Below are 26,073 nucleotides of genomic sequence, written 5' to 3' on the forward strand. Positions count from 1 at the left end.
TGGCCGAAATGCGTTTTGCCCTGCATCCTTGGCAGGATGGATGAGCAGCAGCACGCGCAGGCAAGGATCGACCAGACGCAGGAACGCGTCGCTGGCAAGGAGGGTGTTGCTCGGCGTGGCCGGCGCTGGTTGACGGGGCTACGCTGGAGCGCCGTGGCACTGTTGTCTGCGATGTTGCTGCTGGACCTGGCCTTCCCACTGCCACTACCCAAATCACGGGACACCTCCACGCTGGTGGTGGCACGCGATGGCACGCCGCTGCGCGCGTTCGCCGACCGCAACGGGGTGTGGCGTTATCCGGCCAGCCCGCAGAGTGTGTCGCCGCTGTATCTGCAGGCGCTGCTCAATTACGAGGACCGCTGGTTCTGGCGCCATCCCGGAGTCAACCCGTGGGGCCTGTTGCGTGCCGGCGGGCAGTGGATCGGGCAGGGGCACATCGTCTCCGGCGGTTCGACGCTGACCATGCAGGTGGCGCGCATCCTGGATCCGCATACGCGCACGCCGTGGGGCAAGGCCAAGCAGCTGCTGCGCGCGCTGCAGCTGGAAGCGCACCTGAGCAAGCGCGAGATTCTGACGCTGTATCTGGAGCGCGCGCCCTATGGCGGCACCATCGAAGGCGTGGAAGCGGCCAGCTGGGCGTACCTGGGCAAGCCGGCCAAGGCCTTGTCGCAGGCCGAGGCTGCGTTGCTGGCGGTGTTGCCGCAATCGCCCAGCCGCCTGCGCCCGGATCGCCATCCAGAGGCCGCGCAACGCGCGCGCGACAAGGTGCTCGATCGCATGGTGGAGCTGGGCGTGTGGTCGCGCGCGCAGGTGGACGATGCGCGGATCGAACCGGTGGTGACGCGCTCGCTCAAACCGCCGTTGCATGCGGCGCTGCTCGCGCAGCGGTTGCACAGTGCGCAACCGCGCGCGGCACGCATCGTGACCACGCTGGATGTGGAGCTGCAGCGCACCCTGGAAGAACGCGTCACGACATACTTTTCGCAGCTGCCCGAGCGTACCTCCGCGGCATTGCTGGTGGTGGACAACACCACCATGGAAGCGCGCGCGTATGTGGGCTCGGCCAGCTTCGGCGATCGCAAGCGGCTGGGGCATGTGGACATGGTGCAGGCCTGGCGCTCGCCCGGTTCCACGCTCAAGCCGTTCCTGTACGGCATGGCGTTGGACGATGGGTTGATCCACTCCGAAAGCCTGTTGGTGGATGCGCCGCAGAGTTTTGGCAGTTACCGGCCCGGCAATTTCGATGCGGCCTTCAATGGGCCGGTGAGCGCGGCGACGGCGTTGCGGTTGTCGCTGAACGTGCCGGCAGTGGACCTGCTCGACCGGATCGGCCCGGCGCGGTTTGCTGCGCGGCTGTCCAATGCCGGGATCGAGCTGCGCTTTGCGCACGGCAGCGTGCCCAATCTGGCGTTGATCCTGGGTGGCACAGGCGCGCAATTGCAGGAGCTGGTCGGTGCATTTGCGGCGCTCAATCGCGGCGGCATCGCCGGGCGCGTGCGCTATACGCCGGACGATCCGCGCATCGAGCGCCGGCTGATGTCGCCGGGCGCGGCCTGGATCGTGCGCGAGATCCTGCAAAGCAATCCGCGCCCCGGGTACGGCAGCGGCACCTTCGACACCGCCACGCGCCCGGGCGTGGCCTGGAAGACCGGCACCAGCTACGGCTACCGCGATGCCTGGGCGATCGGCGGCACGCGTCGCTACACGGTCGGGGTGTGGGTGGGGCGTCCGGACGGTACGCCGCTGCCGGGCCAGTACGGCGCCGTCACCGCGCTGCCGCTGATGTTCGAAGTCATCGATGCCTTGCCGCGCAGCGCCGGCGATAGCGCGCCGGTGCCGATGCCGGCTACCGTGCAGGCGCTGGACATCTGCTGGCCGCTCGGCGGCGTGGCCGATCGCACGCCACCGGCGCAATGCGCACGCCGTGCCGACGCCTACGTGCTCGATGGCGCAGTGCCGCCCACCTTTGCCGAGCGCGACGCACGGCTATGGCAAAGCGGGCAGCTGCATTTCGACGTGGATGCGCGCAGCGGCCAGCGGCTGTCGCAGGAGTGCAGCCAGGCGCATGAACGCGTGCCGCATGCAGTGGCGCGCTGGCCGGCATTGGTCTCGCCCTGGCTCAGCGCCGCCGAGCGCGATGCTGCGCAACTGCCGCCCCTTGCGGCGGACTGTCTGCCCGATGGGCGCATGACCGGTGGCGGTGTGCTGCGTATCGACGGGTTGAGCGATCGCGCCACGCTGGCGCGTGCCAACGCCACCTCGCGTCCGGTGCGCCTGCAATTACGTGCCCTGGGCAGTGACGCGCGCATCGACTGGTTGCTGGATGGCCGCTGGATCGCACAGACCAACGGGCGCCAGGGATTTCAGCGCGAATTTGCCGAGGTTGGCACGCATACGCTCACCGCAATGGCCAGCGACGGTGCCTGGACGCAGCTGCACTTTCGCGTATTGCGCTAACCGCGCACGTGCTGCGCCCGACCAGTGTGCACACACCCGTAGGAGCGCACCTGGGCGCGATGGGGCGTTATCGGGAATGCCACGTCGCGCCCGGGTGCGCCCCTACCGCCGCAGGCAACCACACACCATCCTGCGGCACAGAAAACAGACAGGGCGCTCAAGGCGCCCTGTTTGCTTAAATCATCGAGTCGATTTCAACTTTCAACATCACTGTGGATGTCGATACCGATCATCGATCGCAACGCATCGCTGCATTGCTGCATCGCAATCGCTCAGCTCACTCGCCGATCCAGCCTTCCAGCAGGTCGGCGAACTCGTCGGCGTGCTCTTCTTCCTGGGCCAGGATGTCTTCCAGGATGCGCTTGGTGGTGGTGTCCTTGTCGCCGATGAAATCGATCATCTCGCGGTAGCTGTCGATGGCGATGCGCTCGGCGATCAGGTTTTCCTTGACCATGTCGCGCAGGTCGCTGCCTTCCTTGTATTCGGCATGCGAGCGCTTAGTCAGCGTGTCCGGATTGAGGTCCGGTTCGCCGCCCAGCTGCACGATGCGCTCGGCGAGCCTGTGTGCGTGCGCCTGTTCCTGCTGCGCATGCTCCAGGAACTCGCCCTTGACCGCGTCGGCAAGCATGCCCTTGGCCATGAAATAGTGGCGGTAATACCGCAGGGTGCACACGTATTCGGTGGCCAGTGCGGTGTTGAGCAGCTCGATCACCGCCTCGCGGTCGGCGTGGTAGCTCTCGGTGATGGCACCGTCTTCGATGCTCTGGCGTGCGCGGCTGCGCAAGGTGGCGGTATCGGTGATGCCGTCGGGGAGTTGCTTGGCTGGCTGGTTAGACATGGCTGGCCGGTTTCCTTCTGAGTGGTTGGGGGGAATCAATGCATCAATCTGGCAGGTGCTGTAGCACGTAATCGGCGGCGGACACCTTGAATTCGCCGGGTTCTTCGACGAACAAGGCCTTGACCACGGCGTCGTCGGCATACAGCGCGTAGCGGCGCGAGCGCAGGCCCATGCCCGAGCCGCTGGCGTCGATCTCCAGACCCAGTGCGCGGGCCAGTTCGGCGTTGCCGTCGGGCAGCAGGTGCAGGCCGTCGGGGATCAGCTGGCTGCGGCCCCAGGCCTGCATCACGAACGGGTCGTTGACCGCGGTGCACAGCACCTCGATGCCGCGTTTGCGGAATGCGTCGAAGTGCTCCACATAGCCCGGCAGGTGCTTGGCCGAGCAGGTCGGGGTGAAGGCGCCCGGCACCGCGAACAGCAGCACCTTGCGGCCGGCGAACAGGCTGTGGGTGTCCACCGCCTCGATGCCCTCGCGCAGGCGCTTGAGCACGACTTCGGGAATGCGGTCACCAACGTGGATGGTCATGGGGCTGGGCTCCTGCGGCTGAACGAAGTCTAGAAAGGGGCGAGGGAAAAGCGCGTCAACGCGCTTGAAATCCGCAGCGGCACGCCTATCTGACGCACATGGCCGGCGCAACGGCGCACGCCGCGGCAGCCGTCCCCTCACCCAACCTTTTGGAGGCTCGCAATGAACATCGTTCGTTATCCCCAGTGGCCCACCCATGCGCTGCAAAACGAGATCAAGCACGTGTTCGACCGTTTCTTCGAGCAGAATGGCGACACCGACGAATCGGCGGTGGTGACCGCGCAGTGGGTGCCGCGCGTGGACATCAAGGAAGAGGCCAACCACTTCGTGCTGTACGCCGACCTGCCGGGCATCGACCCCGCCCAGATCGAGGTGCAGATGGACAAGGGCATCCTGTCGATCAAGGGCGAGCGCAAGGGCGAGTCCAGCACCGAGACCGAGCGCTTCTCGCGCATCGAGCGCCGCTACGGCAGCTTCCACCGCCGCTTCGCGCTGCCTGACAGTGCCGACCCCGACGGCATCACCGCGACCGGGCACAACGGTGTGCTGGAAATCCGCATCCCCAAGCGCCCGGCGGCCACCCCGCGCCGTATCCAGGTCGGCAACGGCCAGGACCCGGCCGGCAATACGGTGCAGTAAGGCAGCAAAACCTGGAGCGGAGCGGCATGCTTCGCTTCCCGGCGGCAACCGCACCGTAGAATAGGTGCGGTTGCCCGCCCGGCTGCGATATGACTGGCTCGTGGCCTCGGCTGCGGGCCGTTTTTTTCAGAGGTGATTAGATGGAATTCAAGGATTACTACGCAACGCTGGGCGTGGAGCCCAGCGCGGGCGATGCGGAGATCAAGACCGCCTACCGCCGGCTGGCGCGCAAGTACCACCCCGACGTCAGCAAGGAGGCCGGCGCCGAAGACAAGTTCAAGGCGATCAACGAAGCATACGAGGCGCTGCGCGACCCGGCCAAGCGCAAGGCCTACGACCAGCTCAAGGCGCAGGGCTTCCGCCCGGGCGACGAGTTCCAGGCCCCGCCCAGCTACGGCGGTGGGCAGGGCTACGACTACGAGGAAGTGTTCGGCAACGGCGGCGCCGGTGGCGGCTTCAGCGATTTCTTCGAAAGCCTGTTCGCCGGCCAGCGCGGCGGCCGTCCGCGTGGTCCGGGCGCCGGCCCTGGTGCAGGCGCGGGTCCGCAGGCGCGCGGGGATACCCGCGCCAAGCTGGCGGTGCCGTTGGAAGCGGTGTATGCGGGCGACAGCGTGCGCATCACCATCAACGGCAAGCAGCTGGATGTGCGCGTGCCCAAGGGCGTGCAGCCCGGCCAGGTGATCCGCCTGAGCGGGCAGGGCAATGGCGGCGGCAACCTGCTGCTGGAGATCGAATACGCCGCGCACCCGCAGTTCGAGGTGGACGGGCGCAACATCCTGTACACCCTGCAGGTCATGCCCTGGCAGGCGGCACTGGGCACCACCATCAGCGTGCCGACCCTGGGCGGGTCGGTGGAGTTGAAGGTGCCGGCCGACTCGGACGCCGGGCGCAAGCTGCGCCTGCGTGGCCGAGGCCTGCCGGGCACCACGCCGGGCGACCAGATCGTGGAGCTGGAAATCCTGGCCCCGGCCCCCACCGACGATGCGCAGAAGAAGGCCTACCGCAACCTGGCCAAGGCGTTCGGCGAATCGGTGTAGGCCGCGTGGGTCGAGCTGGGAATGGGTGAGGGTTCGGCAGGCAGGTGGTGCGCCAGTGAACGTCGATCTGCGCGGTTGAATCGCCGCCGTACCCTCATCCGGCGCTGCGCGCCACCTTCTCCTGATGGGAGAAGGGAGCAATCGCCCTCTTTGTGGAGGGATTGGGGTGGGGGTTCGGCAGGCGAGTAGTGCGCCGGTGAACGTCGATCTGCGGCGTTGGATCTCCGCCGTCCCCTCATCTGGCGCTTTGCGCCATCTTCTCCCGGTGGAAGAAGGGAGCAATCGCCTTTCCTGTGGTGAGGGATTGAGGGCAGGGCAGCGTGCACGCGTTGTGGCGGTGAACGACCTTCTGCAACGTTGTTGAATCCAGTTGCCCCCTGTGCAACGTAGTACGCGTTGACCAGGGCAACCGCAACGCGCCACCGGATCGCACGTCGCAACAGCATCGCCGGGCGCACCGCCTGGCCTGCTACCGAAAGCGCGGCCGGCGCACTACACTCGCCGCGCACACTAGGGGAAACACATGGCACGCATTCTGATCGTCGACGACTCGCCGTCGCAGCTGCTGGGGATTCAGCGCATCGTCGAGAAGCTGGGGCACGAAACCATCACCGCAACCGATGGTGCCGCCGGCGTGGAAGCGGCCAAGTCCTCGTTGCCGGATCTGGTGCTGATGGATGTGGTGATGCCCAACCTCAACGGCTTCCAGGCCACGCGCACGCTCAAGCGCGAGCCGACCACCCAGCACATCCCGGTGATCCTGGTAACCACCAAGGACCAGGACACCGATCGCATGTGGGGCATGCGCCAGGGCGCACGCGCCTACATCACCAAGCCGTTCTCCGAAGACGAGTTGCTGGAGGTGATGGAGCGCGTGTTCAACCAGAAAGACGAACCGCCGACCGTCTAAGCGCGCCGGCGAGGTGCGACCGGGGCGCGGTTTCGCTCCGCAGTGCGATAAGCCGGCGCGTTGACCGAGGCCGGTGCGATCGACGAAGGCATGCTTGATCCAGCTTCGCGCAGCGTGGAATCGGTAAACCGGTTGGCGCCGCGCGCCCGCGCGCATCACGCGACCACGGGCAGCAACGCGCATCGAAGGCCGCTCACCCTCCGGCCTTGCCTGACTCCGAACGCCAAGGTCAGCACGCGCGCGCCTTTCCGGCCCCCGGGAGCGTGTCGACACGTGCCCCGACCGGTCCATGCCCTGCCATTGCCCGATTCATCCCCGCCCGATACACCCCAGCGGCTAAACCAGGATGCGCCAATCGGGGCCTTTCAAAACGGTCGGTCTGCCCCATCTAGTAGAATCATCGAATCACACAACACGGCGGCACTGCGGGACTGGCCCGCACAGCCCCTCGATCATGGAGCGTGCATGGCCTGGAACACACCCGGCAACAAGGGCGGAGACGGCCCGGACCCCAACCGTCGCAGGTCCTGGGGCCCGCGCGGTGGTGGCAACGGTGGTGGCTGGGGCAATCTGCCCGCCCCGTTGAAGGAGCTGTTCGATGGCGGCGTGGGGCGCTGGATTCTGGTCGCGGTGGTGCTGATGGTGCTGTTCTCCAGCTTCCAGCTCATCGGCGAGCAGCAGCGTGGCGTGGTGCTGCGCTTCGGCCAGTTCTCGCGCATCCTGCAGCCCGGCCCCAACTTCAAGCTGCCCTGGCCGGTCGAGTCGGTGCGCAAGGTCAACGCTACCGAGATCAAGACCTTCAGCAACCAGGTGCCGGTGCTGACCCGCGACGAGAACATCGTCAACGTCTCGCTCAACGTGCAGTACCAGATCAGCGACCCACGCAAGTACCTGTTCGGTTCGCGCAATGCCGATCTGGTGCTGGAGCAGGCTGCGCAAAGCGCCGTGCGTGAGCAGGTAGGTCGTTCCGACCTCAATACCGTGCTCAACAATCGCGGCCCGCTGGCCATCGCCTCCAAGGACCGCCTGCAGGCGGCACTGGATGCCTACAACACGGGTCTGTCGGTCACTGGTGTGACCCTGCCGGACGCGCGTCCGCCGGAAGAAGTGAAGCCGGCCTTCGACGAGGTCAACGGCGCCCAGCAGGTGCGCGAGCGCCTGATCAACGAGGCCCAGGCCTACGCCGCCAAGGTGGTGCCCGAGGCACGCGGCCAGGGTGCGCGCACCCGGACCGGCGCCGAAGGCTACAAGCAGGCGGTGATCTCCAAGGCCGAGGGCGACGCCGATCGCTTCACGCTGTTGCAGGAGCAGTACGCCAACGCCCCCGAGGTCACGCGCAAGCGCCTGTGGCTGGAAACCGTGCAGAAGGTGCTGTCGGAGAACCGCAAGGTGATCGGCAGCGATGGCCGCCAGGTCATCTATGTGCCGCTGCCGGCCGACGCCAGCAAGTTCGGCAGCAACAGCGGTACTGCGGGCAACGGCAGCATGCCGTCGATGGTGCCGCAGGATGTACTGTTGAATCCGCCGCAAACCAGTGGCGGCAGCGAGGGCATCCGCAATCCGGAGCGCGGCCCGCGCCCGACCGGCCGTGAGGGAACCGAGTAATGAAGAATTCGCTAGTCATCGGCCTGATCGTCGCCGTGTTGCTGACCCTGATGGGCTCGGTGTTCGTGGTGCGCGAGGACCAGACCGCCATGGTGCTCAACCTGGGCCGCGTGGTGCGTGCCGACCTCAAGCCCGGCCTGCACTTCAAGATACCAGTGGTGGAATCGGTGCGCGTGTTCGACCGCCGCTTCCAGGTGCTGGACACCGCCCCGGCGCGCTACTTCACCGCCGAGCAGAAAGACGTCAGCGTGGACTTCTTCGCCATCGGCTATATCTCCGATGTGCGGGCGTTCTATCGCGCCACCGGTGGTGAGGAGTCGGTCGCCAATTCGCGCCTGGCCCCGATCATCACCGACTCGCTGCGCAACCAGATCAACTCGCGCACCCTGCAGCAACTGGTCTCCGGCGACCGCAGCGAGTTGATCGCCAACCAGCTCAAGGGCATCAACGGCGCGATCAAGGGCCTGGGCATGCAGATCACCGACCTGCGCATCAAGCAGATCGACCTGCCGACCGACAGCCAGGTGATCACCGACGTCTACGAGCGCATGCGCGCCCAGCGCAAGCAGGAAGCCAGCAAGCTGCGCGCCGAAGGCGAGGAACAGGCCCTGACCATCCGCGCCCAGGCCGACCGCGAGTCCACCGTGATCGTGGCCGACGCCGAGCGCGATGCGCAGAAGCTGCGCGGCGAAGGCGATGCCGACGCCGCCCGCATCTACGGCCAGGCCGGCTCCAAGGATCCGTCGTTCTACGCGTTCTATCGCAGCCTGGAGGCCTATCGCGGCTCCATGACCGACGGCAACGGCGTGGTGGTGCTGGACAAGAACGACCCGTTCCTGCAATACCTCAAGAGCGATCGTTGATCGCTCTGCGCTGAATCGACAACGCCCGCGTTATGCGGGCGTTTTCGCATGTGCCTGTCACTGCCGCACCCCTCACCGTAGGAGCGCACCCGGGCGCGACGACCTTGCCAGGGATGCCCGTCGCGCCCAGGTGCGCTCCTACGCACGGCACATATGGCCGATGATCGAGCGAATGGTCTTTCGTGCACTGCGATGCTGATGGTCACGTCTGGAATCCAGCTGCCTGGAGCGCCTCTCCCGTCGTGTTGGCCAGACTCGGCCCGGTAGGAGCGCACCCGGGCGCGACGGGCCCTACCGGCGGACCCCGCTGATTGCCTTTGACAATCAGTCGCCATATGGATTCCCCCTAGCGCAGAACGCGGCAACCGCCGATATCCCGCGTGGCCCAAGGCCGTCAGCATCGCGCCATGGCCAACACCAACTCTCCAGGGCATCGCGCGCTGCGCCGCGGCAGGCAGTCTTTGCCCAACAGCGTTTACCTGCTGACCACCACGACATGGCAGCGTCGCGCCGTATTCGCAGATTTTCTGCTTGCAGCAACCGCCTGCCGGGCATTCACCGCAGCAACGCCTTGCGATGCCAGGCTGCTGGCGTGGGTGTTGATGCCGGATCACGCACATTGGCTGTTGCAGCTGGGGAGCGTCACCGCGTTGGCCGACGCCGTGTCCCGCATGAAAGCGTGCGTAGCGCGTTCGGTGAACGATCAGCGGCAGCATCACGCACCGGTCTGGAGCCGCAGCTACCACGACCACGCGTTGCGCAAAGACGACGACCTGCACGCAGCCGCGCGCTACCTCATCGCCAATCCGCTCCGGGCCGGGCTGGTCACCCACATCGGTGATTATCTGTTCTGGGACGCGATCTGGCTCTGAGCTTCGAGCCGCGAGCACAACTATTGCACGCCCACCGTTTGCCGCACGCCGCCGCGTAGGAGCGTACCCGGGCGCGACTGGCTTTATCGGGAATGCCCGTCGCGCCCGGGTGCGCTCCTACAGGGTGGATTTGTCGGGGGTTGCCTGCCGTGGATCGGCCGATGGTGCTTTGGGCGGTCTGCAGGTTTGACTAGGCTCCTACGCGGGGCGCGTGGAGGCTGTGGACGCGGCACACTGCAGTTCCCCACGTTGTCCTGGTGTTGCTGATGCACGAATTTCTGTCCGCGTTGTGCCTGATCGCCGTCATCGAAGGCCTGCTGCTGTTTGCCGCGCCCACCGCCTGGAAACGCATGGTCGAGCAACTGTTCAGTCTGCCCACCGCGCAACTGCGTGTGATTGGTGGTGTGACGTTGGTGCTGGGCGCGATCGCGCTGTGGGTGGTGCGTCACTGAGTGGGTGGTCCATTCCGAGCGCAACGGGCAGCGTAGGAGCGCACCTGGGCGCGACGGCTTCACCGGGAATGCCGGTCGCGCCCTGGTCCGCTCTTACGAGCCATTGGGATTGTCGCTACGGTGATTTTCCAGGCTAGGGGCCCTAGGGACCCTAGTGGCCCGCAGCGCTCGGAGCACCGCGCAACCGACGGCCAGCCGCAATCTGACCCGCCCCCGATCCGCCGTCCGCCAGGGGTAGTGCGCGTCACCGGAAACCCGGATAATGCACAAAAGCCGGCCGGGCACGCTCACACAGGGCACCTCGTTCGGCTTTTTCCGTGTCAGGGCTTCACGCGCCGCTGCAACGCTCCCCGATGGAGCCGCGCGCCAGGCGGCGCCGCCAGCCGTGAACCGGTCCCATCCCGCGGCCCCGATGGCCGCAGCAAAACTCAGGAGTTCACCCGTCATGGGTCAGTCAGTTGTCGTGCTCGGTGCCCAGTGGGGCGATGAAGGCAAAGGCAAGATCGTCGATCTGCTTACCGAAGAGATCGGTGCGGTGGTCCGCTTCCAGGGTGGCCACAATGCCGGCCACACGCTCGTCATCAACGGCAAGAAGACCGTCTTGCATCTGATTCCGTCCGGCATCCTGCGCGACGACGCGCTGTGCCTGATCGGCAATGGCGTGGTGATCTCCCCGGCCGCGCTGATCAAGGAAATCAGCGAGCTGGAAGGTGCCGGCGTGGAAGTGCGCTCGCGCCTGAAGATCTCCCCGGCCGCGCCGTTGATCATGCCGTACCACATCGCCCTGGATCAGGCGCGCGAGAAGGCCGCCGGCGGCAAGGCCATCGGCACCACCGGCCGCGGTATCGGCCCGGCGTACGAAGACAAGGTTGCCCGCCGCGGTATCCGCATCGCCGACCTGCATTACCCGCCGCAGCTGGAAGAGCTGCTGCGCACCGCGCTGGATTACCACAACTTCGTGCTGACCAAGTACCTGGGCGTGGAAGCGGTGGACTTCCAGAAGACCTTCGACGAAGCGCTGGCCTTCGGCGACTACGTGCAGCCGATGAAGTCGGACGTGGCCGGCATCCTGCACGATCTGCGCAAGCAGGGTAAGCGCGTGCTGTTCGAAGGCGCGCAGGGCGCGTTGCTGGACATCGACCACGGCACCTATCCGTACGTCACCAGCTCCAACACCACCGTCGGCGGCGCACTGGCCGGCACCGGCGTTGGCGCCGATGCGATCGACTACGTGCTGGGCATCGCCAAGGCCTACGCCACGCGTGTGGGCGGCGGCCCGTTCCCGACCGAGCTGGACGATGAAGTGGGCCAGGGCATCCGCGACCGCGGTGCCGAGTACGGCGCCTCCACCGGCCGCCCGCGCCGCTGCGGCTGGATGGACATCGTTGCGCTCAAGCGTGCGGTGGCCATCAACGGCATCTCCGGCCTGTGCATCACCAAGCTCGACGTGCTCGACGGCATGGAAAAGCTCAAGGTCTGCATCGCCTACGAATACCGCGGCAAGCGTACCGAATACGCGCCGCTGGACGCGCAGGGCTGGGAAGAGTGCACCCCGGTGTACCTGGAGTTCCCGGGCTGGACCGAAAACACCCACGGCATCACCGAGTGGGACAAGCTGCCGGTGGCCGCGCGTGCCTACCTGCGCGCGCTGGAAGAACTGGCCGGCTGCCCGATCTCGATCGTCTCCACTGGCCCGGATCGTGACCACACGATGGTGCTGCAGGATCCGTTCGCCTGATCGGCTGACGCCAGACGCGGCATCGTCCAACGGCCCGGCTTGTCCGGGCCGTTGGCATTTGAGGATTGCTGAGATTTGCCATGACTTCCGGCGGTGCCTGCGCGCACTGTTCCGGCGGATCATCCGCGGCCTGGCGCCGCTTGCCTGCCCACTTCGCCCACATCGAGAATTTCCCATGCGTCTTCCCCTGATGACCGCCATCGCACTGGCCCTGGTCGGTACAAGTCCGGCTGCCTGCGTGCTCGCCGCCGCGCCCGCGCCAACGAGCGCCGCCGCCTCGTCCATCACCACCCAGTTGCCGCGCACGGCCAAGCCCACGCATTACGCGGTGGAGATCACGCCGCATGCCGACAAGATGACGTTCGACGGCAAGGTCGCCATCGACATCAGCGTGCTGCAGGCCACCGACCGCATCGTGTTGCAGGCCGCCAACCTGAGCTTTGCGCGGGGCACGCTCACCCAAAGAGGCGGCAAGCCGCAAGCTGCCAAGGTCAGCACCGATGCCGATGCGCAGACCGCCACGTTCGCGTTCGACAAGCCGCTGGCAGTGGGCGAGTACGTGCTGTCCATCGATTACAGCGGCGTGATCAACACGCAGGCCAACGGCTTGTTCGCGCTGGATTACACCACCGCGCAAGGTGCGCGCCGCGCATTGTTCACCCAGTTCGAAAACTCCGATGCGCGCCGCTTCATTCCCTCCTGGGACGAGCCCAACTTCAAGGCCACCTTCGACCTGGCGATCAATGCGCCGGCCGGGCAGATGGCAGTGAGCAACATGCCGGTGGCCTCGTCCAAGCCGGGCGCAAACGGGCGCACCCGCATCGCGTTCCAGACCTCGCCCAAGATGTCCACGTACCTGCTGTTCGTCAGCGTGGGCGATTTCGAGCGTGCCACCGTCACCGCCGACAACGGCACCGAGATCGGCGTGATCGCGCAGAAGGGCAAGGTGGGCCAGGCGCAGTTCGCGCTGGAATCCGGCCGCGACGTGCTGCACGAATACAACGCCTACTTCGGCATCCCGTACCCGCTGCCCAAGCTGGACAACATCGCCGCGCCCGGGCGCAGCCAGTTCTTCAGCGCCATGGAAAACTGGGGCGCGATCTTCACCTTCGAATACTCGTTGTTGCTGGATCCGGCGGTGGCCAACATCGACACCAAGCAAGGCGTGTTCACTGTCGCCGCGCATGAGATCGCGCACCAGTGGTTCGGTAACCTGGTGACCATGGCGTGGTGGGACGACCTGTGGCTCAACGAAGGCTTCGCCAACTGGATGGAGGCGCGCACCACGGCAAAACTGCATCCGGAATGGGATATCGACAAGACCGGCCCGGCGCTGAAGAGCCGCGCGGCGATGCGGCGCGATGCATATGCGACCACCCACCCGGTGGTGCAGCACGTGGCCACCGTGGAGCAGGCCAGCCAGGCGTTCGACGCCATCACCTACCAGAAGGGCGAGGCAGTGATTGCCATGCTGGAAGACTACGTCGGCTCGGACCACTGGCGCACCGGCGTGCGCAGCTACATCAAGCAACACCAGTACAGCAACGCGGTGACCGACCAGTTGTGGCAGCAGATCGACGCGGTAGCCCCGGGCAAGCAATTTACCCAGGTGGCGCACGACTTCACGCTGCAGCCGGGCGTGCCGTTGATCAAGGCCAGCAGCCGCTGCGTCGGCGGCCAGACCGCGGTGACGCTGGAGCAGGGCGAGTTCACGCTGGACCGCCCCGACAAGCAGCCGTTGCGCTGGCATGTGCCGGTCGTCCTGCGCATCGGCGATGGCGCGCCGGTGCGCGTGCTGGTAGACGGCACCGCCCAGGTGCAGGTGCCCGGCTGCAACGCACCGGTGGTGGTCAATGCCGGGCAAAAGGGCTACTTCCGCACCTGGTATGCGCCCGCGCAGTTCAAGGCGCTGACCGACAGGTTTGGACTGCTGCCGGTTGTGGACCAGGTGGGTGTGTTGAACGACACCAACGCACTGGCCGGTGCCGGCGTGCAGGCGCAGGCCGACGTGCTGGATCTCACCGCCCAGGTGGCGGCAGGTGCATCGCCCGATGTCTGGGACATGGTGGCCAGCATCTACGACGATGTGGATGGCAGCTTCGAGCGCGACCCGGCTGCGCGCGCCACGTGGCGTGCCTATGCCGTGCCGCGCCTGGCGGCCGAATTCGCAACGCTGGGCTGGGACAACCGCGCTGGCGATTCGGCGCAGATCCAGCAGTTGCGTACCCGCCTGGTCGCCACCCTCAGCGACATGGGCGATGCCGCCGTGATCGCCGAGGCGCGCCGGCGCTTTGCCGCCTTCCAGGCCAACCCCGCCTCGCTGTCGCCGGAGCTGCGCGACAGCGTGCTGGGCGCGGTTGCGCACAATGCCGACGCCGCCACCTGGGACGCCTTGCATGCCTTGGCCAGGCAGGAAACCTCGTCGATGGTGCGCGACACCTATTACGACTTCCTCTCCATGCCCAACGACGAGGCGCTGGCCAAGCGCGCCCTGGAACTGGCGTTGACAGCCGAGCCGGGCGCCACCACAGGTGCGAGCATGATCGACCGGGTCGCTTCCCGGCACCCGGAACTTGCCTTCGACTTCGCGGTGGCGCATCGCACGCAGGTGGACACCCTGGTGGATTCCACCTCGCGTGCCCGCTACTACCCCGGCCTGGGCATGGACTCAGCCGAGCTTGCCACCGCCGACCGGATCAAGGCTTATGCCGAGCAGTACATCGCACCCACCTCGCGGCAGGCCGCAGACAACGCCATCAACACGATCCAGACGCGGGTGAAGCTGCGGGCGGCGTCGCTGCCGCAGATCAAGGCATGGTTGAAAGCGCGCAAGCGCTGAGCGTTGCGGTCATCGCAGCACAGGATAAAGCCCGGCCTTGCCGGGCTTTTTCTTTGCCGCGCCGGCAGTCACCTGGAGGTGGGAGCGAGGTTGCCGAGCAGCGTGATGCCGGCATCGTGGCGTCCGGGAAGACCATCGCCTGGGACGACATGCGTGGCTATCTGGAAAAGCGCATGGCCGGCGAGCCGGCAAAGCGTCCCACGGCCCGCAAACTAGCCCGGTAGCATGGCGCGTATCGAGCTGGCACCGGAGGTTGCGCAAGATCTTGAGCGGATCTTCGACCAGCTCCAGCGCCATGATGCCGCACATGTCACAGCACGCCTGCACGAGATCATTGCGGCAATCGACGTGCTGGAAACCAATCCGCTGATCGGCCGGCCGGCGGCGACAAGCGCAAACTGGTGATCGGTCACGGCGCGCACGGCAATCTGGCGCTGTACTGCCATGTCGCGCAGATCGACACGGTGTTTGTGCCGGCCGTTCGCTCGCAACGTGAGGCGGGCTTTGCCGGGCCGTGATGTCGGCAGTTCCCTGATCGCTGTAGCCGGTGTCCCTGTTATTCGATGCACTGCCACCCGACCCGCACAAGCCGGTGCTGGAGATCGTCGCGCGCCACGCCGACGTTGCCAACCGGTATCGCCTGCACGCCATTGCCCAGAAGCCGCCGCAATGCCTCGCCACCCGCCTAGCGCCGTTATCCCATGCGCATCGACGCACTCTCACGCTGCCGGGTATCCATCTCCTGCTGCTGGCTCTGCGCCAACGCCTGCTGGCGATCGGTACTGGCGACTTCCAGCTGCTGCAGCGACTGCTCCACCGGCGTCTGCACAGCCACATCGGTCGGCATATGGGCGCGCAGGTGCGCCGGGTTGTTCAACTCGCCCTGCACCACAAACACATTGCGGCCAGCCGGGCTGTCGGTCGTCTGTTGGCTCAGCACCACGTGGTCGGCCCGGTCCAGGTTGTTCTGGCGGGCGAGGGTCATCACGCTGGCGATGAGGCGCTCGCTGTTCTCGTCCGGTGTGCGTCCGGCTTGCGCATCGATCGCGTTCACGCCTGCGCGCACCTGCTGCAGCAATGCGTAGTCCCGGTGCTCAGGGCCGATATCGGCGAGTTTGGTGGGCGGCTGCATCCGATCGGGCAGCCCGTCGACCGATACCGTGAGCGGGCTGCGGGTAATGGAGCGGTGCGAATCGTCTTCGTGGAACTGCGTGGCTTTCTGCTGCCGTTCCAGACGCACGGCGCGGGCATCGTCGAGTTCGGCGATACGGCCGGGATTTGTTTCTTCGCGCATGGAAAGATGCCCGCCGCCTGCGCTGACGTTCATCCATTTCTGCTCTTTTTCAAAGTACATCGCGTAGAAGCTGTTGCTGCCGATGACGTTGGGGTCGACGGCTGAGCGGCCTTCCAGCATCTGGATCGCCTCGGTGGTGCCGAGCTTGGCCAGGTACTGGCTGCCGGCCGCCAGTCCCATCTGCGCAAAGGTCTCGTAGCCCGTGTTCCTGATACGGGCAGCGCCGCCGTACTCGTTGTCGAGCATGTTGGTCCAGATCTGTTCCAGCTTCTGGGGGCCGCTTTTTTCCAATGCTGCTTGCAGGAGCACGCGGGGTGTCCAGCAGTTAGGGTCGAGCTCATGGTCCAGGAAGGCTTGGTCGTGTGCTCGCATGACGTCCTTGCCGGGAAGGTTCAGTGCCATATCCGGACGCTCTTTGTCAAACCAAGCTTGTCGAAGCTCAAAATCCTTCTTGAGCAGCGTTTGCCCGAACTCTTCCCACTGGCGTTCGCTCAATTCAGCATTGGCAAAGCGCGAGCCAGTATCGCGCTGTGTCTTGGCATAGTCTTGCGCGTAATTGTTAGCCACTTGCCCTGGCAAGCTGTCGTTGCGCACGACGCCTAATGCCAGCGTCCCATAGCCGTCTGCTCCATCAAGCTGCGAGAGATAGTTCCAATACAGCTCGCGATTGCCTTTATTTGCATAGCTGGAAAGAATTTCCAGATCCTGCTCACTCAGTCCGCTCACCGGCTACTCCCTGTAAATACGCTAATCACCGAATTTTATTGCGGGTTAATACGCCCCTCACCGCATCTTCCATGCGCTTCCAGTCCTTCAGGAATGCACGCTTGTAGTTGAGACTGATGGAAAGTTTGTTTTCGATGTCAGAGAAGTAGTGGACGCAACTTGCAGCAACGGCACCTTTTTCATGGACCACTTCAGATCCCTCCAGCCGAACGCCATCTGCTCGAAATTTTTTGCTGTCGCACTTGATGAACGTGGTCAAATTGCCGCTGGAGCCGCGCGCGACGTACCAGTCGTCTTCAAACGCAGGGTTGCGCGTCGGAGGCTCGCCGTGGTGGGCTTCATACGCTTTTACATATGCCGCCATCTTCTCCTCATCAATGGCATAGGGCGTTAATCCGAATGCTTCAGGCTGTGCGATGCGGAGATCGAGCCGGGCGACAGGATTGCCCCGCTCAACTGAGTCTGCCTCTGTACGCCTATCGTTTGACGAGAAACGCTCAAGCAATACCTCAATGGGAACACGGTCGACATAGTCGATAGACACGGAAATTTCTTTCCGGAAATCATTCGTACGCGGGTTGGCCCGTGCCCCGGGCGGAGTGGGGGTCATATCTGGCCACTCGATGACAAGCGTCACGCCTTCGCCCGGCCATGGTGCGATCTGGCTGTCCAGATAGTTGGCGGGGATGCGGAAGGTGTTCGGCCCCAGCTTTACGTCAACCGGCGCATCCGAATAGGTGTGCCCGTTGATGGTGCGGCCTGTGGTAACGGTGCCTGACATGGGGGAAGTCCTTTTTTGTTCGGGTGATGGCGTCCGTGCACAGGCACTGCCGGTGACGGCGATGGCGAGTGCAAGAGCCAGGCACCGGCCAGATGACATCATGTGCATTGGTCAATCCATTGCAGGGTTCGCCGCAACTATAGGCAACTTGGGATCAGCGCGACAGCAAGGGCCAAGCCTGCGATTGTCCGTGCCATGCGCCGCACGACACGGGAATGCGATCACGCTCTGCCGGAAGGAAAGGCGCGTGGATCAAAACGCGGGCGGTGTAACGGCAGCTCGCCACGTGTGCCGAAGAAGGACGTTTGCCGCCCTTGATCGCACTAAGTGTCGAGCTGCAGCGTGGTCAACGCAGACGTCGCCGCGTCATGCCCCAAACGCGCCATCGATCGTATGCATCGCCCCGGTGACAAAGCTCGCTTCCGGGCCGGCGAGCCAGGCCACCATGCCGGCCACTTCGTCGGCGCGGCCGTGGCGTTTGATCGCCATGAAGCTGTGCATCAGGTCTTTCATCGGCCCGTTTTCCGGGTTGGCATCGGTATCGATCGGGCCCGGTTGCACCACGTTGATGGTGATGCCGCGCGGCCCGAAGTCGCGGGCCAGCCCGCGCGCCAGCCCTTGCAGCGCGGATTTGCTCAGCGCGTAGGACGCCATGCCGGGCAGCGGCATGCGGTCGCCGTTGACCGAGCCGATCACGATGATCCGCCCGCCGGGTGGCATCTGCCGCGCGGCCTCCACGGCGGCGTGGTAGGGCGCGTGCACGTTGATGCGGAACAGCCGGTCCACCGCGTCCGGATCCTGGTCCAGCGCATCGCCGAACAGCGCGATGCCGGAGTTGATCACCAGCACATCCAGCGGCCCGCTGCGGCGCACCGTGTCGATGACCGCATCGCGGTCGGCACTGTCGGCCAGCACCGCGGTACTGCCGGTGTCACCGGCCAGGCGCTGCGCCGCCTCGGCAGAACCGGCATAGGTAAACGTCACCCGCGCGCCCTCGGCCACGAAGCGCCGCACGATGGCGGCCCCAATCCCCCGGCTGCCACCGAGCACCAATACCGACTTGTCTTTGAACGCTGACATGCATCACCTCGCAATTAATGTAGCGAGTAATACATAATAGTTTTCGCCTGCCGTCAAGGATTTTGTAACGATGACTACAGAAACCCCCCGGGCCCGCGGCCGGCCGCGCGCATTCGACCCGGATCAAACGGTCGCCACCGCGCAGCAGCTGTTCCATGCGCGCGGCTACGACGCACTGAGCGTGGCCGACCTCACCCAGGCGCTGGGCATCAACCCGCCCAGTTTCTACGCCGCCTTCGGCAGCAAGGCCGGCCTGTATGCGCGCATCCTCGACCGCTACGCGCAGACCCGGGCCATCCCGTTGCCCCAGATCCTGGACACCGCCCGCCCGCTGGCCGACGCCCTTGCCGACGTACTGGAGCAGGCCGCCCGCTGCTACGCCGCAGACCCCGCAGCCACCGGCTGCCTGGTGCTGGAAGGCACGCGCAGCAACGACGCGCAGGCGCGCGAGGCGGCCTGCGGTTTTCATGTCGCAGCCCAGGAGTTGATCCGCTCCCACATCGCCAAGCAGTGCCCGCACGACGCCGACCGGCTGGCCGATTTCGTTAGCACCACCATGGCCGGGCTATCCGCCAGCGCCCGGCATGGGCAGAGCCTGGAGCGTTTGTTGGCGAGTGCGCGGTTGGCGGGGGAGGGGATTCGGGTGGCGCTGCGCGGATAGGAAGAGTGCTTGGTTGCGGGGGCAGGGGCGTTCTACTGTGGACTCACCTGCGTGCCAGCATGCCCACTGACTTGGTAGTCAGCGCCGGTGGAGCAGTCACTGGCAAGGTTGCAAGAGTTCGACGTGCACACCTTGGTGCAGAGGCAAAGCCAGGCGCAGGAGAGATCGCTGCCGCAGGAGGAGGTGAAGCCGCTGAGCATTGGGTGAGCTGTGTCTGGCTTGCGCCGTTGAGCGGTAGACCCTCGCTTAGGTCAGAGCGTGCAGATAAAGACTGCTCGCAAAACAGCTCGTTCGCCGGCTATTCCATATTCCGGAATATGGAATAAGGCGGGCCTGGCTGTGGAGCTGAAGCCCCAGGATCTGGTGGTGCTGTACAAGCAGGTCGCCCAGGCGGGCCAGGCCTGGACGTATGCATCCCTTGGAGAAGCGCTGGGCATGAGCGCTTCTCAGGTGCATCGCAGCGTCAAGCGCGCGGTGGCATCCGGCTTGGCGCTGGAAAAAGCCGCGGCGCGTTGGAGACGGTACGCATGGCGCTGCATGAATTTGCGGTCCACGGCGTGCGCTATGCCTTCCCCGCCGTGATCGGGCCGCTAAGGTGTGGCATTCCTACGGCATTTAGCGTGCCCGCACTGTCCACTGCGATTGCCAGCGCCCATGGGAGGCACCGGTGTGGCCAAGCGCGCAGGGCACAGCCAGACGTGCCCTGTTAGCTGGAAAACGCAGCGCCCTTGAGCGCTGCTGTAGGAGCTGGCGGCGAAGCTCCAAGCGATGGGTGTCAGTCAGCCTCCACCGCTGCAGCGCGCTTTCCCATTGCCGCCTCGATCAGCGCCAAGAGGTTCTGCTGGCGCTGATCGCAGAAGCTGTCGAAGTCATCGGCACGCAGGGCGGCTACCGGGATGCGATGGCTGGCCAGTAGTGCATCCATGCCAACGTTGTCCAGCTGGACCTGCTTGTGGGCCTGCAGGGCGGCCAGATAGCTGGAGGGGGCCGATCCGCCAATCATGCGGTTGGCCTTGTAGGAGATCGGCGTCTTGTTGATGATCGAGTCGTAACGCCGACGCGGGATGTCCTGCTTTTCGCACCAATCGCGCGGGAAGATGTGGTGGATGTCCAGTGCCACCTCGTCGGCCTCCAGGTCGCGGATACGCGATTTCCAGAACAGGTCCTGTGCGCCTTCGCGCAGCACCAGCACGTTGATGCCCTTGTAGGCGGCGCTCAAGCGCGAGGTCAGCGAGGCGAGGCGGTCGATCTGGAAGGTGGCATCGGCAATCGTGCGCGGCGGTTGGTCATCGTGCTCGATCCAGCCTAGCAACTCGTCGACATCGTTGGCGATACGCGTCTCAACCGCGCCGCCGTAAAGTTCGCCCAGCACGCCGCACCAGAACCACTGCGCCAGCTTCTGGTGGATGCGCGGCTCGCGCCAGTGCTCGTCGGCGCCGATCAATGCCAGCACCGCTGCCAACGGCGCCAACTGGGTGCGGTAAGGCAGGTCGCGTGGTGCAGTTAAGCATTCCTGGCGCAGGAACTTGGCCGCACGCAGGAACCCTTGTTCAACAGGGTCAGCCCAGCGCTTGTAGGCATCCAGCGGTAGTTCCAGCACCGATGCGCGCTTGGCGCTGACCGGGGCCACTTGCTTGCCGGTCTTGCCGGCCTCGATATCGGCACGGCGCTTTTCCAGCGTGTGCAGCATGGTCACCGCCTGCAGAAAGTCGGTGTTCTCCACCCCGCGTAGGATTGGTTCCTTGGCCAGCCGCTTGTAGCGCGAGGACACCTTACGCAGCTCGCTGCCGTACCAGTCGTCGCGCAGGTTGTAGCCATCGGCAGCGTAGCTGGCGGTCACCAGCTCGAACACCGATAGCGGGACGCCGCCGGTATTGACCTTCTCGAACACCAGGCACACTGCTTCCTTGCTGGTCTCCTTCTTCAGCACGATCAGCGGGATCTGGTACTCGTTGTATGCATCGAGCACCTTTTCTTTGAACTCAAAGAATTGCGCCTGCGCAGCGGCGTTGAACTTGAACAGGTGCTGCAGCCAGCCCATCGCCTCCAGGATCTCCGAGCATGGGAAGTACAGCTGTTTGCATTCCAGCTCGCGCGTGGACAGGTCCAGATCCAGCCTGCGGCCGAAATCGCTGCGCTGCTGGCGGCTGCCGTCGGTGGCGATGATGGCCTCGTCCAGCCGGTCCGGGCCGGCCAGGGCGGTGGGGATGTGGATGTAGTAGTGGCGGTCGACCGGCTTGCCTTTTTCGGTCGTGGTCTTGACCGGGCCGGACAGCTTGAGCACCTGGGTCAGCGTAGTCAGACGCTGCTGACCGTCGAGGATCAGCTTCTCCGGCGCGGCCAGTCCTTCCAGCGGCACGTTCTCCACCGGGCGGACCTGGAAGCGCACCTCGCCGCCGGTTTCCAGCAGCATCACCGCGCCCACCGGGAACGAGCGCCCCAGGCTGACCAACAGGCTGCGCACATGTTCGTCATCCCAGACCCAGCCGCGCTGGAAGTCCGGCAACTGGATCTTGCCGTGGACGACGTCCTTGAGCAGGTCCTTCAATGGCAGTTTGGTGCTGTCGAATGTGGTCATGGGTTCGCTTCCTTGTGATGGATGGGATGGATCAGATCAGCTTGTCGCCGCCTTGCGGCCGCGCTTCGGTTTGGGCGTGGCGGCGCGCTGGGTGCGGATGCGTTCCAGCAGCACGCTGGCCGGTTCGTCGGTGGGGTCCTGCGGCACCAGTTCGCCGCGGAACGCCTTGGCGAGCAGACTCTGGGTCAGCGCGTCGATGCGCTGCTGGGCAGCGGCGACCTTAGCTTCCAGCTGGTCGGCGTAGGCGAAGAGTTGTTCGACGCGGCGGACGATTTCGGTTTGTTCGGACAAAGTGGGGACCAGAATCGAGCAGGCTTTGACGTCTCCCTGATTGATGCTTGCCTGATTGACCGCATGCTTCGCGTTGGCGATTAGCCTTGCACGTCCAATCTCGGCGCTCAATGCACGCATCAAGAATTCGGGTTCGATCACCCGCTCATCGACGGCTATTCTCATCATATTGCTTTCAAAAACCGTCGGTCCTGGGAGCGAGCGCACAAGCGCGCACTTGCCGAGATATTCGATGCTGTTGACGCGGTTGATGAGGATGTCACCTACGTTGAGCGCCCACACCTGTTCTTCGCGTGCGTCGAGTTGGAGGGACCGTAAAGAGTGCCAATCCCTTAGCTCGCCGGAATAGAAGCCATCAATCCTGACGATCTTTGTTCCAGAGCCGTATGTGCTTGACGGCTTATACAGCCCGTTCTGCGGCCCCGTCCGGATAAGCTCGCCCAGTTTCGTCGGGACGGGATCATCCAAACCTTGCGTCGCGCGCCATTCGCTTGTCAGCTCGCATGTCGCTGCGGAAGTCAGTACGGACTGGCGGAAGCGCTTGAGCAGGGCGGGGATGGCGTCGATGCGGGCCTTGAGAGTGTCGACCTGGGCCAGCAGCGCATCCAGCTTCTGCGCTATGCGCTTTTGCTCTGCCGCCGGTGGAACGGGAACTTTCAGTTCGGCCAGCTTCCCGCGCGCAATCCGCTTCCTCGTGGTCCCGGAAGCGTTGCGCGAAATTTCTTCGCGAATAGGCGAAGCGTTGAGCGTATGCATCAACCAGCGATGGCTGATATCGCGGCTTCCAGAACGAAAGACAGCAACGTCGACGACCGTCAGGCACCGTTGCGGAAGGCGAGGCATTAGACACGCTCGTCCAAGAGGGTCAGGCATTCGGGCAAGCAAGATGTCGCCTTCTTCAAGCGCGGTGCAATTCAATCGGTCGAATGTCTCATCGTTGACGTAACGAGAGGACTTGTCGATAAAGCGCCCGTCGCCAATGTCTGCGAGTTGTAGCAGGCGATTACGCCCGTTTGGATCTTGATCCTTACTTTCAATCCAGTCCCCGTCAGCAAAAATGCCGCCCTGGGCCTGAAGTTCGTTAAGTGAGGCAAAAGCCCACCCTTGCGGCAACTCACTCACCCCCCACCTCACTGCTGGTCACTTCCAGCCCCATCACCTCGGCCAGCAGCCGCTTCTGTTCCAGTGCTTCGTCGCCGGCACCCAGCGCCTGCATCAGTGCGTCGAGTTCGCGCAGCGCTTCGCTGAGTTCGGCCATCGCTTCGGCGGCAAGCACTTCGGGCGCGGGCAGGGTATTGGCATCGACGCTGCCGGCGTCCTTGAGCCAGCTGATATCCAGCGAGTCGCCGCGCTCGGCGATCTGGGCGCGGGTGAAGCAACGGAAGCGGCCTTCCTCGCCTTCGTCGTTGCGCGGGATGGCGCCGTTGGGATCGGTACCGTAGGCCTCCTCGAACGGTTTGAGGTGCGTCGGCCCGAACGGGGTGCGCTTGCCGAAGCTGGGCATGTTGCTGCGCAGGTCATAGACCCAGGTGGCCTGGGTGCAGCCCGTGTCCTGGCGCGGGTTGGCGGCGCTGCCCTTCTGGAAGAACAGCACATTGGTCTTTACGCCCTGCGCGTAGAAGATGCCCGTGGGCAGGCGCAGCAGGGTGTGCAGGTTGCACTTGTCCATCAGGTCGCGGCGAATCTCGGTACCGACGCCGGCCTCGAACAGCACGTTGTCCGGCAGCACCACGGCGGCGCGGCCACCGGGCTTCAGGCCACGGTAGATGTGCTGCAGGAAGGCGAGCTGCTTGTTGCTGGTCTTGTAGGTGAGGTCGTCACGGGTGGGTCCGCCGCCGCCCTTGGCGGTGCCGAATGGCGGGTTGGACAGGATGATGTCCACCTTGGGCAAGGCGGCGCCGGCATTGCCGAGGCTGTTGCCGAGCTGGACCACGCCGGCGCCTTCGCCGGACATGCCGTGCAGCAGGCAGTTCATCAGCGCCAGGCGGCGGGTGCCGGGCACCAGCTCCATGCCGGTATAGGCCTTGTGCTGCTGGAAGCGGCGGGCCTTGTCGTCGAGCGTGTACAGATCGTCGGTGTTGGCCTTGATGTAGGCATCGGCGGCGATTAGAAAGCCGGCGGTACCGGCGGCCGGATCCTGGAGGGTTTCGCCGGGCTGGGGCTGCAGGCAGCGGATGATGGCGTCGATCAGCGGGCGCGGGGTGAAGTACTGGCCGGCGCCGGACTTGGTTTCGTTGGCGTTCTTCTGCAGCAGGCCTTCGTAAAGGTCGCCCAGGCCGTCCTCTCGCGCGCTGAACCAGTCCAGCCCGTCGAGCGCGGTGACCAGGGTTTCCAGGTGGCGTGGTTCCTTGAGGCGGGTCTGCGCGTCGGCGTAGATGGCGGCGATCATCGGATCGCTGCTCTTGCCCAGGTCCAGCAGCATCTGCCGGTAGTGGTTGAGCAGGTTGAGGCCGGACTTGCCGTTGAGATCGGGCCAGCGGCTGCCGGCGGGCAGCTTGTGCTCGAAGGCGTCGTTGTTGCGTACCTGCTCGTATTCCATTTTGACGAACAGCAACAGCACCAGCTCGGTGACGTAATCGCTGTAGTTGATGCCGTCGTCGCGCAGGACGTCGCAGAGGTTCCAAAGTTTCTGGACGATGTCGTTATGGGTCATGGGGTGCTGCCTTGTTCTGAAGTGGTGCGGGCCGGCAGCGCGATGCTGGAGGCCGGCGTGTTGATGGCGTAACGGGTGCTGCGGCCACTGCCGGGCAGGCGGCGCAGGCAGCCTTTTTCCAGCAGGTCGGCCAGATGGCGGGTGGCAGTGGCCTTGGAGACCTTGGCCACTGCCTGGTATTGCGAGGCGCTGATGCCGTGTTCGAAGCCGCGCTCGCCGCCATCGAGCAGGCGGTTGAGCACCTTGGCCTGTTCGGCCGACAGCGGCTGTGCGTGATGCTGCTGCCAGAAGCGTGCTTTGGCCAATACCCGATCGATACGGTGCAGTGCCTGCACCAGGCTGTCGTGCAGTGTGGTGAGGAACCAGTGCAGCCAGTGGGTGATGTCGAGCAGGCCTTTCTGGGTAGTTTCCAGGCTGCGGTAATAGCCGCTGCGGTCGGCGAGGATGCTGGCCGACAGTGCGTGGAGGCAGATCGCCTGCGGTTGCGCCTGGGCTAGGGCGAGATCGGTGAGTGCGCGGGTGAGGCGGCCATTGCCGTCGTCGAACGGGTGCAGAGTGACGAACCACAGATGGGCGATGCCGGCACGCAGCAGCGGATCCAGCGTGGCGTCGGTGCGCGAGCTGGCGAACCAGTCGAGGAAGGCGGCGAGCTGGGCGTCCAGGCCGTCGCGCGGCGGGGCTTCGAAGTGGACGGTGGGGCGGTCGAGCCGGCCGGAGACAACCTGCATCGGTTCATCGCCACGCAGCGCGCCGATGCGGATGCGCGTGGGCAGCAGGCTGTCCTGTTCGGCAAACAGCCAGCGGTGCCATTGCAGCAGGCGGGGCAGGTCCAGCGGGGCGTCGGCGTGGCCGGTGGCGTCTAGCATCAGCTCGGCCAGCCCCTCGCTGCGGCCAGTGGTGCGGCGAGGGTTGTCTTCGGCCAGGCCCAGATGGCGGGCCAGCGAGGAGCGTACCGAGCCGACATCCAGCCGCTCGCCCTCAATGGCCGAGGAGGTGACGATGTTGGAGAGCAGGGTGTCCAGCGCTTCGGCAGCCTGCTGGTCGCCGGCGACCGCGCCGGCCATGCCGAGCAGCTGGCCGTGGGCGTGCTGGCAGTCGCGCAGCAGTGCCGCCAGGGCATCGGCCTGCCAGTGGAAGCGAGGCCAGTCGGGCTGCTGCCAGATCCAGCGAGGGCGGGGTTCGGTTGTTCGGTTGGGCATTGGTGAGCCGATTGGCTGGGTTAATTGGCTCTTT

The 26,073-nt window shown here is 65.2% G+C and carries 21 protein-coding genes and 1 pseudogene; 13 read left to right on the top strand and 9 right to left on the bottom strand.

Translation table 11 applies throughout. The features are described from left to right. The first annotated feature begins 36 nt into the window (after positions 1-36). A complete protein-coding gene (gene pbpC / locus ABQY74_RS05915) occupies positions 37-2,457 on the top strand; it encodes a penicillin-binding protein 1C (RefSeq protein WP_349794373.1) in 2,421 nt (806 codons plus the stop codon). 277 nt (positions 2,458-2,734) lie between these two features. Here the strand turns inward: pbpC and ABQY74_RS05920 are convergent, their stop codons facing one another. Beyond that, on the bottom strand, positions 2,735-3,295 hold the full coding sequence (locus ABQY74_RS05920; protein ID WP_024938597.1) for a bacterioferritin: 561 nt from the start codon (positions 3,293-3,295) through the stop codon (positions 2,735-2,737). A gap of 43 nt (positions 3,296-3,338) precedes the next feature. Next, the gene (locus tag ABQY74_RS05925) at positions 3,339-3,821 is read right to left on the bottom strand and encodes a peroxiredoxin (protein WP_016903926.1); all 483 of its coding nucleotides are present in this window, start codon (positions 3,819-3,821) and stop codon (positions 3,339-3,341) included. Positions 3,822-3,983: 162 nt separating this feature from the next. Here ABQY74_RS05925 and ABQY74_RS05930 point away from each other — a divergent pair, with 162 nt between their 5' ends. From ABQY74_RS05930 to ABQY74_RS05975, 10 genes are all read left to right on the top strand, one after another. Next, positions 3,984-4,460, top strand: a complete 477-nt coding sequence (locus ABQY74_RS05930; RefSeq protein ID WP_039510602.1) for an Hsp20/alpha crystallin family protein — start codon at positions 3,984-3,986, stop codon at positions 4,458-4,460. 140 nt (positions 4,461-4,600) lie between these two features. After that, positions 4,601-5,497 carry a DnaJ C-terminal domain-containing protein gene (locus ABQY74_RS05935; RefSeq protein ID WP_054590856.1) on the top strand — a complete coding sequence of 299 codons (897 nt, stop codon included), beginning with the start codon at positions 4,601-4,603 and terminating at the stop codon, positions 5,495-5,497. A gap of 523 nt (positions 5,498-6,020) precedes the next feature. Then, a complete protein-coding gene (gene pilH, locus ABQY74_RS05940) occupies positions 6,021-6,407 on the top strand; it encodes a twitching motility response regulator PilH (protein WP_024938599.1) in 387 nt (128 codons plus the stop codon). Positions 6,408-6,872: 465 nt separating this feature from the next. Then, positions 6,873-8,012, top strand: coding sequence for an FtsH protease activity modulator HflK (gene hflK / locus ABQY74_RS05945; RefSeq protein WP_349794376.1), 1,140 nt, complete (start codon positions 6,873-6,875; stop codon positions 8,010-8,012). Continuing rightward, positions 8,012-8,875 (top strand): protease modulator HflC, encoded by an 864-nt coding sequence (gene hflC, locus ABQY74_RS05950; RefSeq protein WP_016903921.1) that lies wholly within the window; start codon positions 8,012-8,014, stop codon positions 8,873-8,875. The genes hflK and hflC overlap by 1 nt, the downstream gene beginning before the upstream one ends. A gap of 407 nt (positions 8,876-9,282) precedes the next feature. Then, a complete protein-coding gene (locus tag ABQY74_RS05955) occupies positions 9,283-9,747 on the top strand; it encodes a transposase (protein ID WP_349794378.1) in 465 nt (154 codons plus the stop codon). 266 nt (positions 9,748-10,013) lie between these two features. Further along, on the top strand, positions 10,014-10,199 hold the full coding sequence (locus ABQY74_RS05960) for a DUF2065 family protein (RefSeq protein ID WP_349794380.1): 186 nt from the start codon (positions 10,014-10,016) through the stop codon (positions 10,197-10,199). A gap of 445 nt (positions 10,200-10,644) precedes the next feature. Beyond that, on the top strand, positions 10,645-11,937 hold the full coding sequence (locus ABQY74_RS05965) for an adenylosuccinate synthase (protein WP_024938603.1): 1,293 nt from the start codon (positions 10,645-10,647) through the stop codon (positions 11,935-11,937). Positions 11,938-12,112: 175 nt separating this feature from the next. Further along, positions 12,113-14,776: a M1 family metallopeptidase gene (locus ABQY74_RS05970; protein WP_349794382.1), complete on the top strand. Its 2,664-nt coding sequence runs from the start codon at positions 12,113-12,115 to the stop codon at positions 14,774-14,776. A 225-nt stretch (positions 14,777-15,001) separates the two neighbouring features. Beyond that, positions 15,002-15,181 (top strand): type II toxin-antitoxin system RelE/ParE family toxin, encoded by a 180-nt coding sequence (locus ABQY74_RS05975; RefSeq protein WP_372470048.1) that lies wholly within the window; start codon positions 15,002-15,004, stop codon positions 15,179-15,181. 289 nt (positions 15,182-15,470) lie between these two features. On the opposite strand, the gene ABQY74_RS05980 is transcribed toward ABQY74_RS05975, so the two are convergent. The 3 genes from ABQY74_RS05980 to bdcA all read right to left on the bottom strand — a co-directional run bounded on the left by ABQY74_RS05980 (position 15,471) and on the right by bdcA (position 18,657). Then, on the bottom strand, positions 15,471-16,796 hold the full coding sequence (locus ABQY74_RS05980; RefSeq protein ID WP_164739532.1) for an XVIPCD domain-containing protein: 1,326 nt from the start codon (positions 16,794-16,796) through the stop codon (positions 15,471-15,473). A gap of 25 nt (positions 16,797-16,821) precedes the next feature. After that, positions 16,822-17,685 carry a hypothetical protein gene (locus ABQY74_RS05985; protein ID WP_349794384.1) on the bottom strand — a complete coding sequence of 288 codons (864 nt, stop codon included), beginning with the start codon at positions 17,683-17,685 and terminating at the stop codon, positions 16,822-16,824. A gap of 258 nt (positions 17,686-17,943) precedes the next feature. Beyond that, on the bottom strand, positions 17,944-18,657 hold the full coding sequence (gene bdcA / locus ABQY74_RS05990; RefSeq protein WP_184516421.1) for an SDR family oxidoreductase: 714 nt from the start codon (positions 18,655-18,657) through the stop codon (positions 17,944-17,946). Positions 18,658-18,727: 70 nt separating this feature from the next. Here bdcA and ABQY74_RS05995 point away from each other — a divergent pair, with 70 nt between their 5' ends. Next, positions 18,728-19,318, top strand: a complete 591-nt coding sequence (locus tag ABQY74_RS05995) for a TetR/AcrR family transcriptional regulator (RefSeq protein WP_349794387.1) — start codon at positions 18,728-18,730, stop codon at positions 19,316-19,318. A gap of 339 nt (positions 19,319-19,657) precedes the next feature. Next, positions 19,658-20,015, top strand: a pseudogene (locus tag ABQY74_RS06000) (AsnC family protein); the annotation flags it as partial. A 78-nt stretch (positions 20,016-20,093) separates the two neighbouring features. Here the strand turns inward: ABQY74_RS06000 and ABQY74_RS06005 are convergent. From ABQY74_RS06005 to ABQY74_RS06020, 4 genes are read right to left on the bottom strand one after another with little or no spacing between them, the layout of a single operon-like run. Then, complete coding sequence (locus ABQY74_RS06005; protein WP_349794389.1) at positions 20,094-21,896, bottom strand: DUF262 domain-containing protein; 1,803 nt, start codon at positions 21,894-21,896, stop codon at positions 20,094-20,096. Positions 21,897-21,932: 36 nt separating this feature from the next. Continuing rightward, positions 21,933-23,321 carry a restriction endonuclease subunit S gene (locus ABQY74_RS06010; protein ID WP_349794391.1) on the bottom strand — a complete coding sequence of 463 codons (1,389 nt, stop codon included), beginning with the start codon at positions 23,319-23,321 and terminating at the stop codon, positions 21,933-21,935. After that, positions 23,302-24,840 carry an N-6 DNA methylase gene (locus ABQY74_RS06015; RefSeq protein ID WP_349794394.1) on the bottom strand — a complete coding sequence of 513 codons (1,539 nt, stop codon included), beginning with the start codon at positions 24,838-24,840 and terminating at the stop codon, positions 23,302-23,304. The genes ABQY74_RS06010 and ABQY74_RS06015 overlap by 20 nt, the downstream gene beginning before the upstream one ends. After that, positions 24,837-26,039 carry a Fic family protein gene (locus ABQY74_RS06020; protein ID WP_349794397.1) on the bottom strand — a complete coding sequence of 401 codons (1,203 nt, stop codon included), beginning with the start codon at positions 26,037-26,039 and terminating at the stop codon, positions 24,837-24,839. Before ABQY74_RS06020 ends, ABQY74_RS06015 begins: the two co-directional genes overlap by 4 nt. Positions 26,040-26,073 lie beyond the last annotated feature (34 nt).

The sequence above is a fragment of the Xanthomonas sp. WHRI 7064 genome (assembly GCF_040202355.2).
In the GTDB taxonomy this organism is placed as follows: domain Bacteria; phylum Pseudomonadota; class Gammaproteobacteria; order Xanthomonadales; family Xanthomonadaceae; genus Xanthomonas; species Xanthomonas arboricola.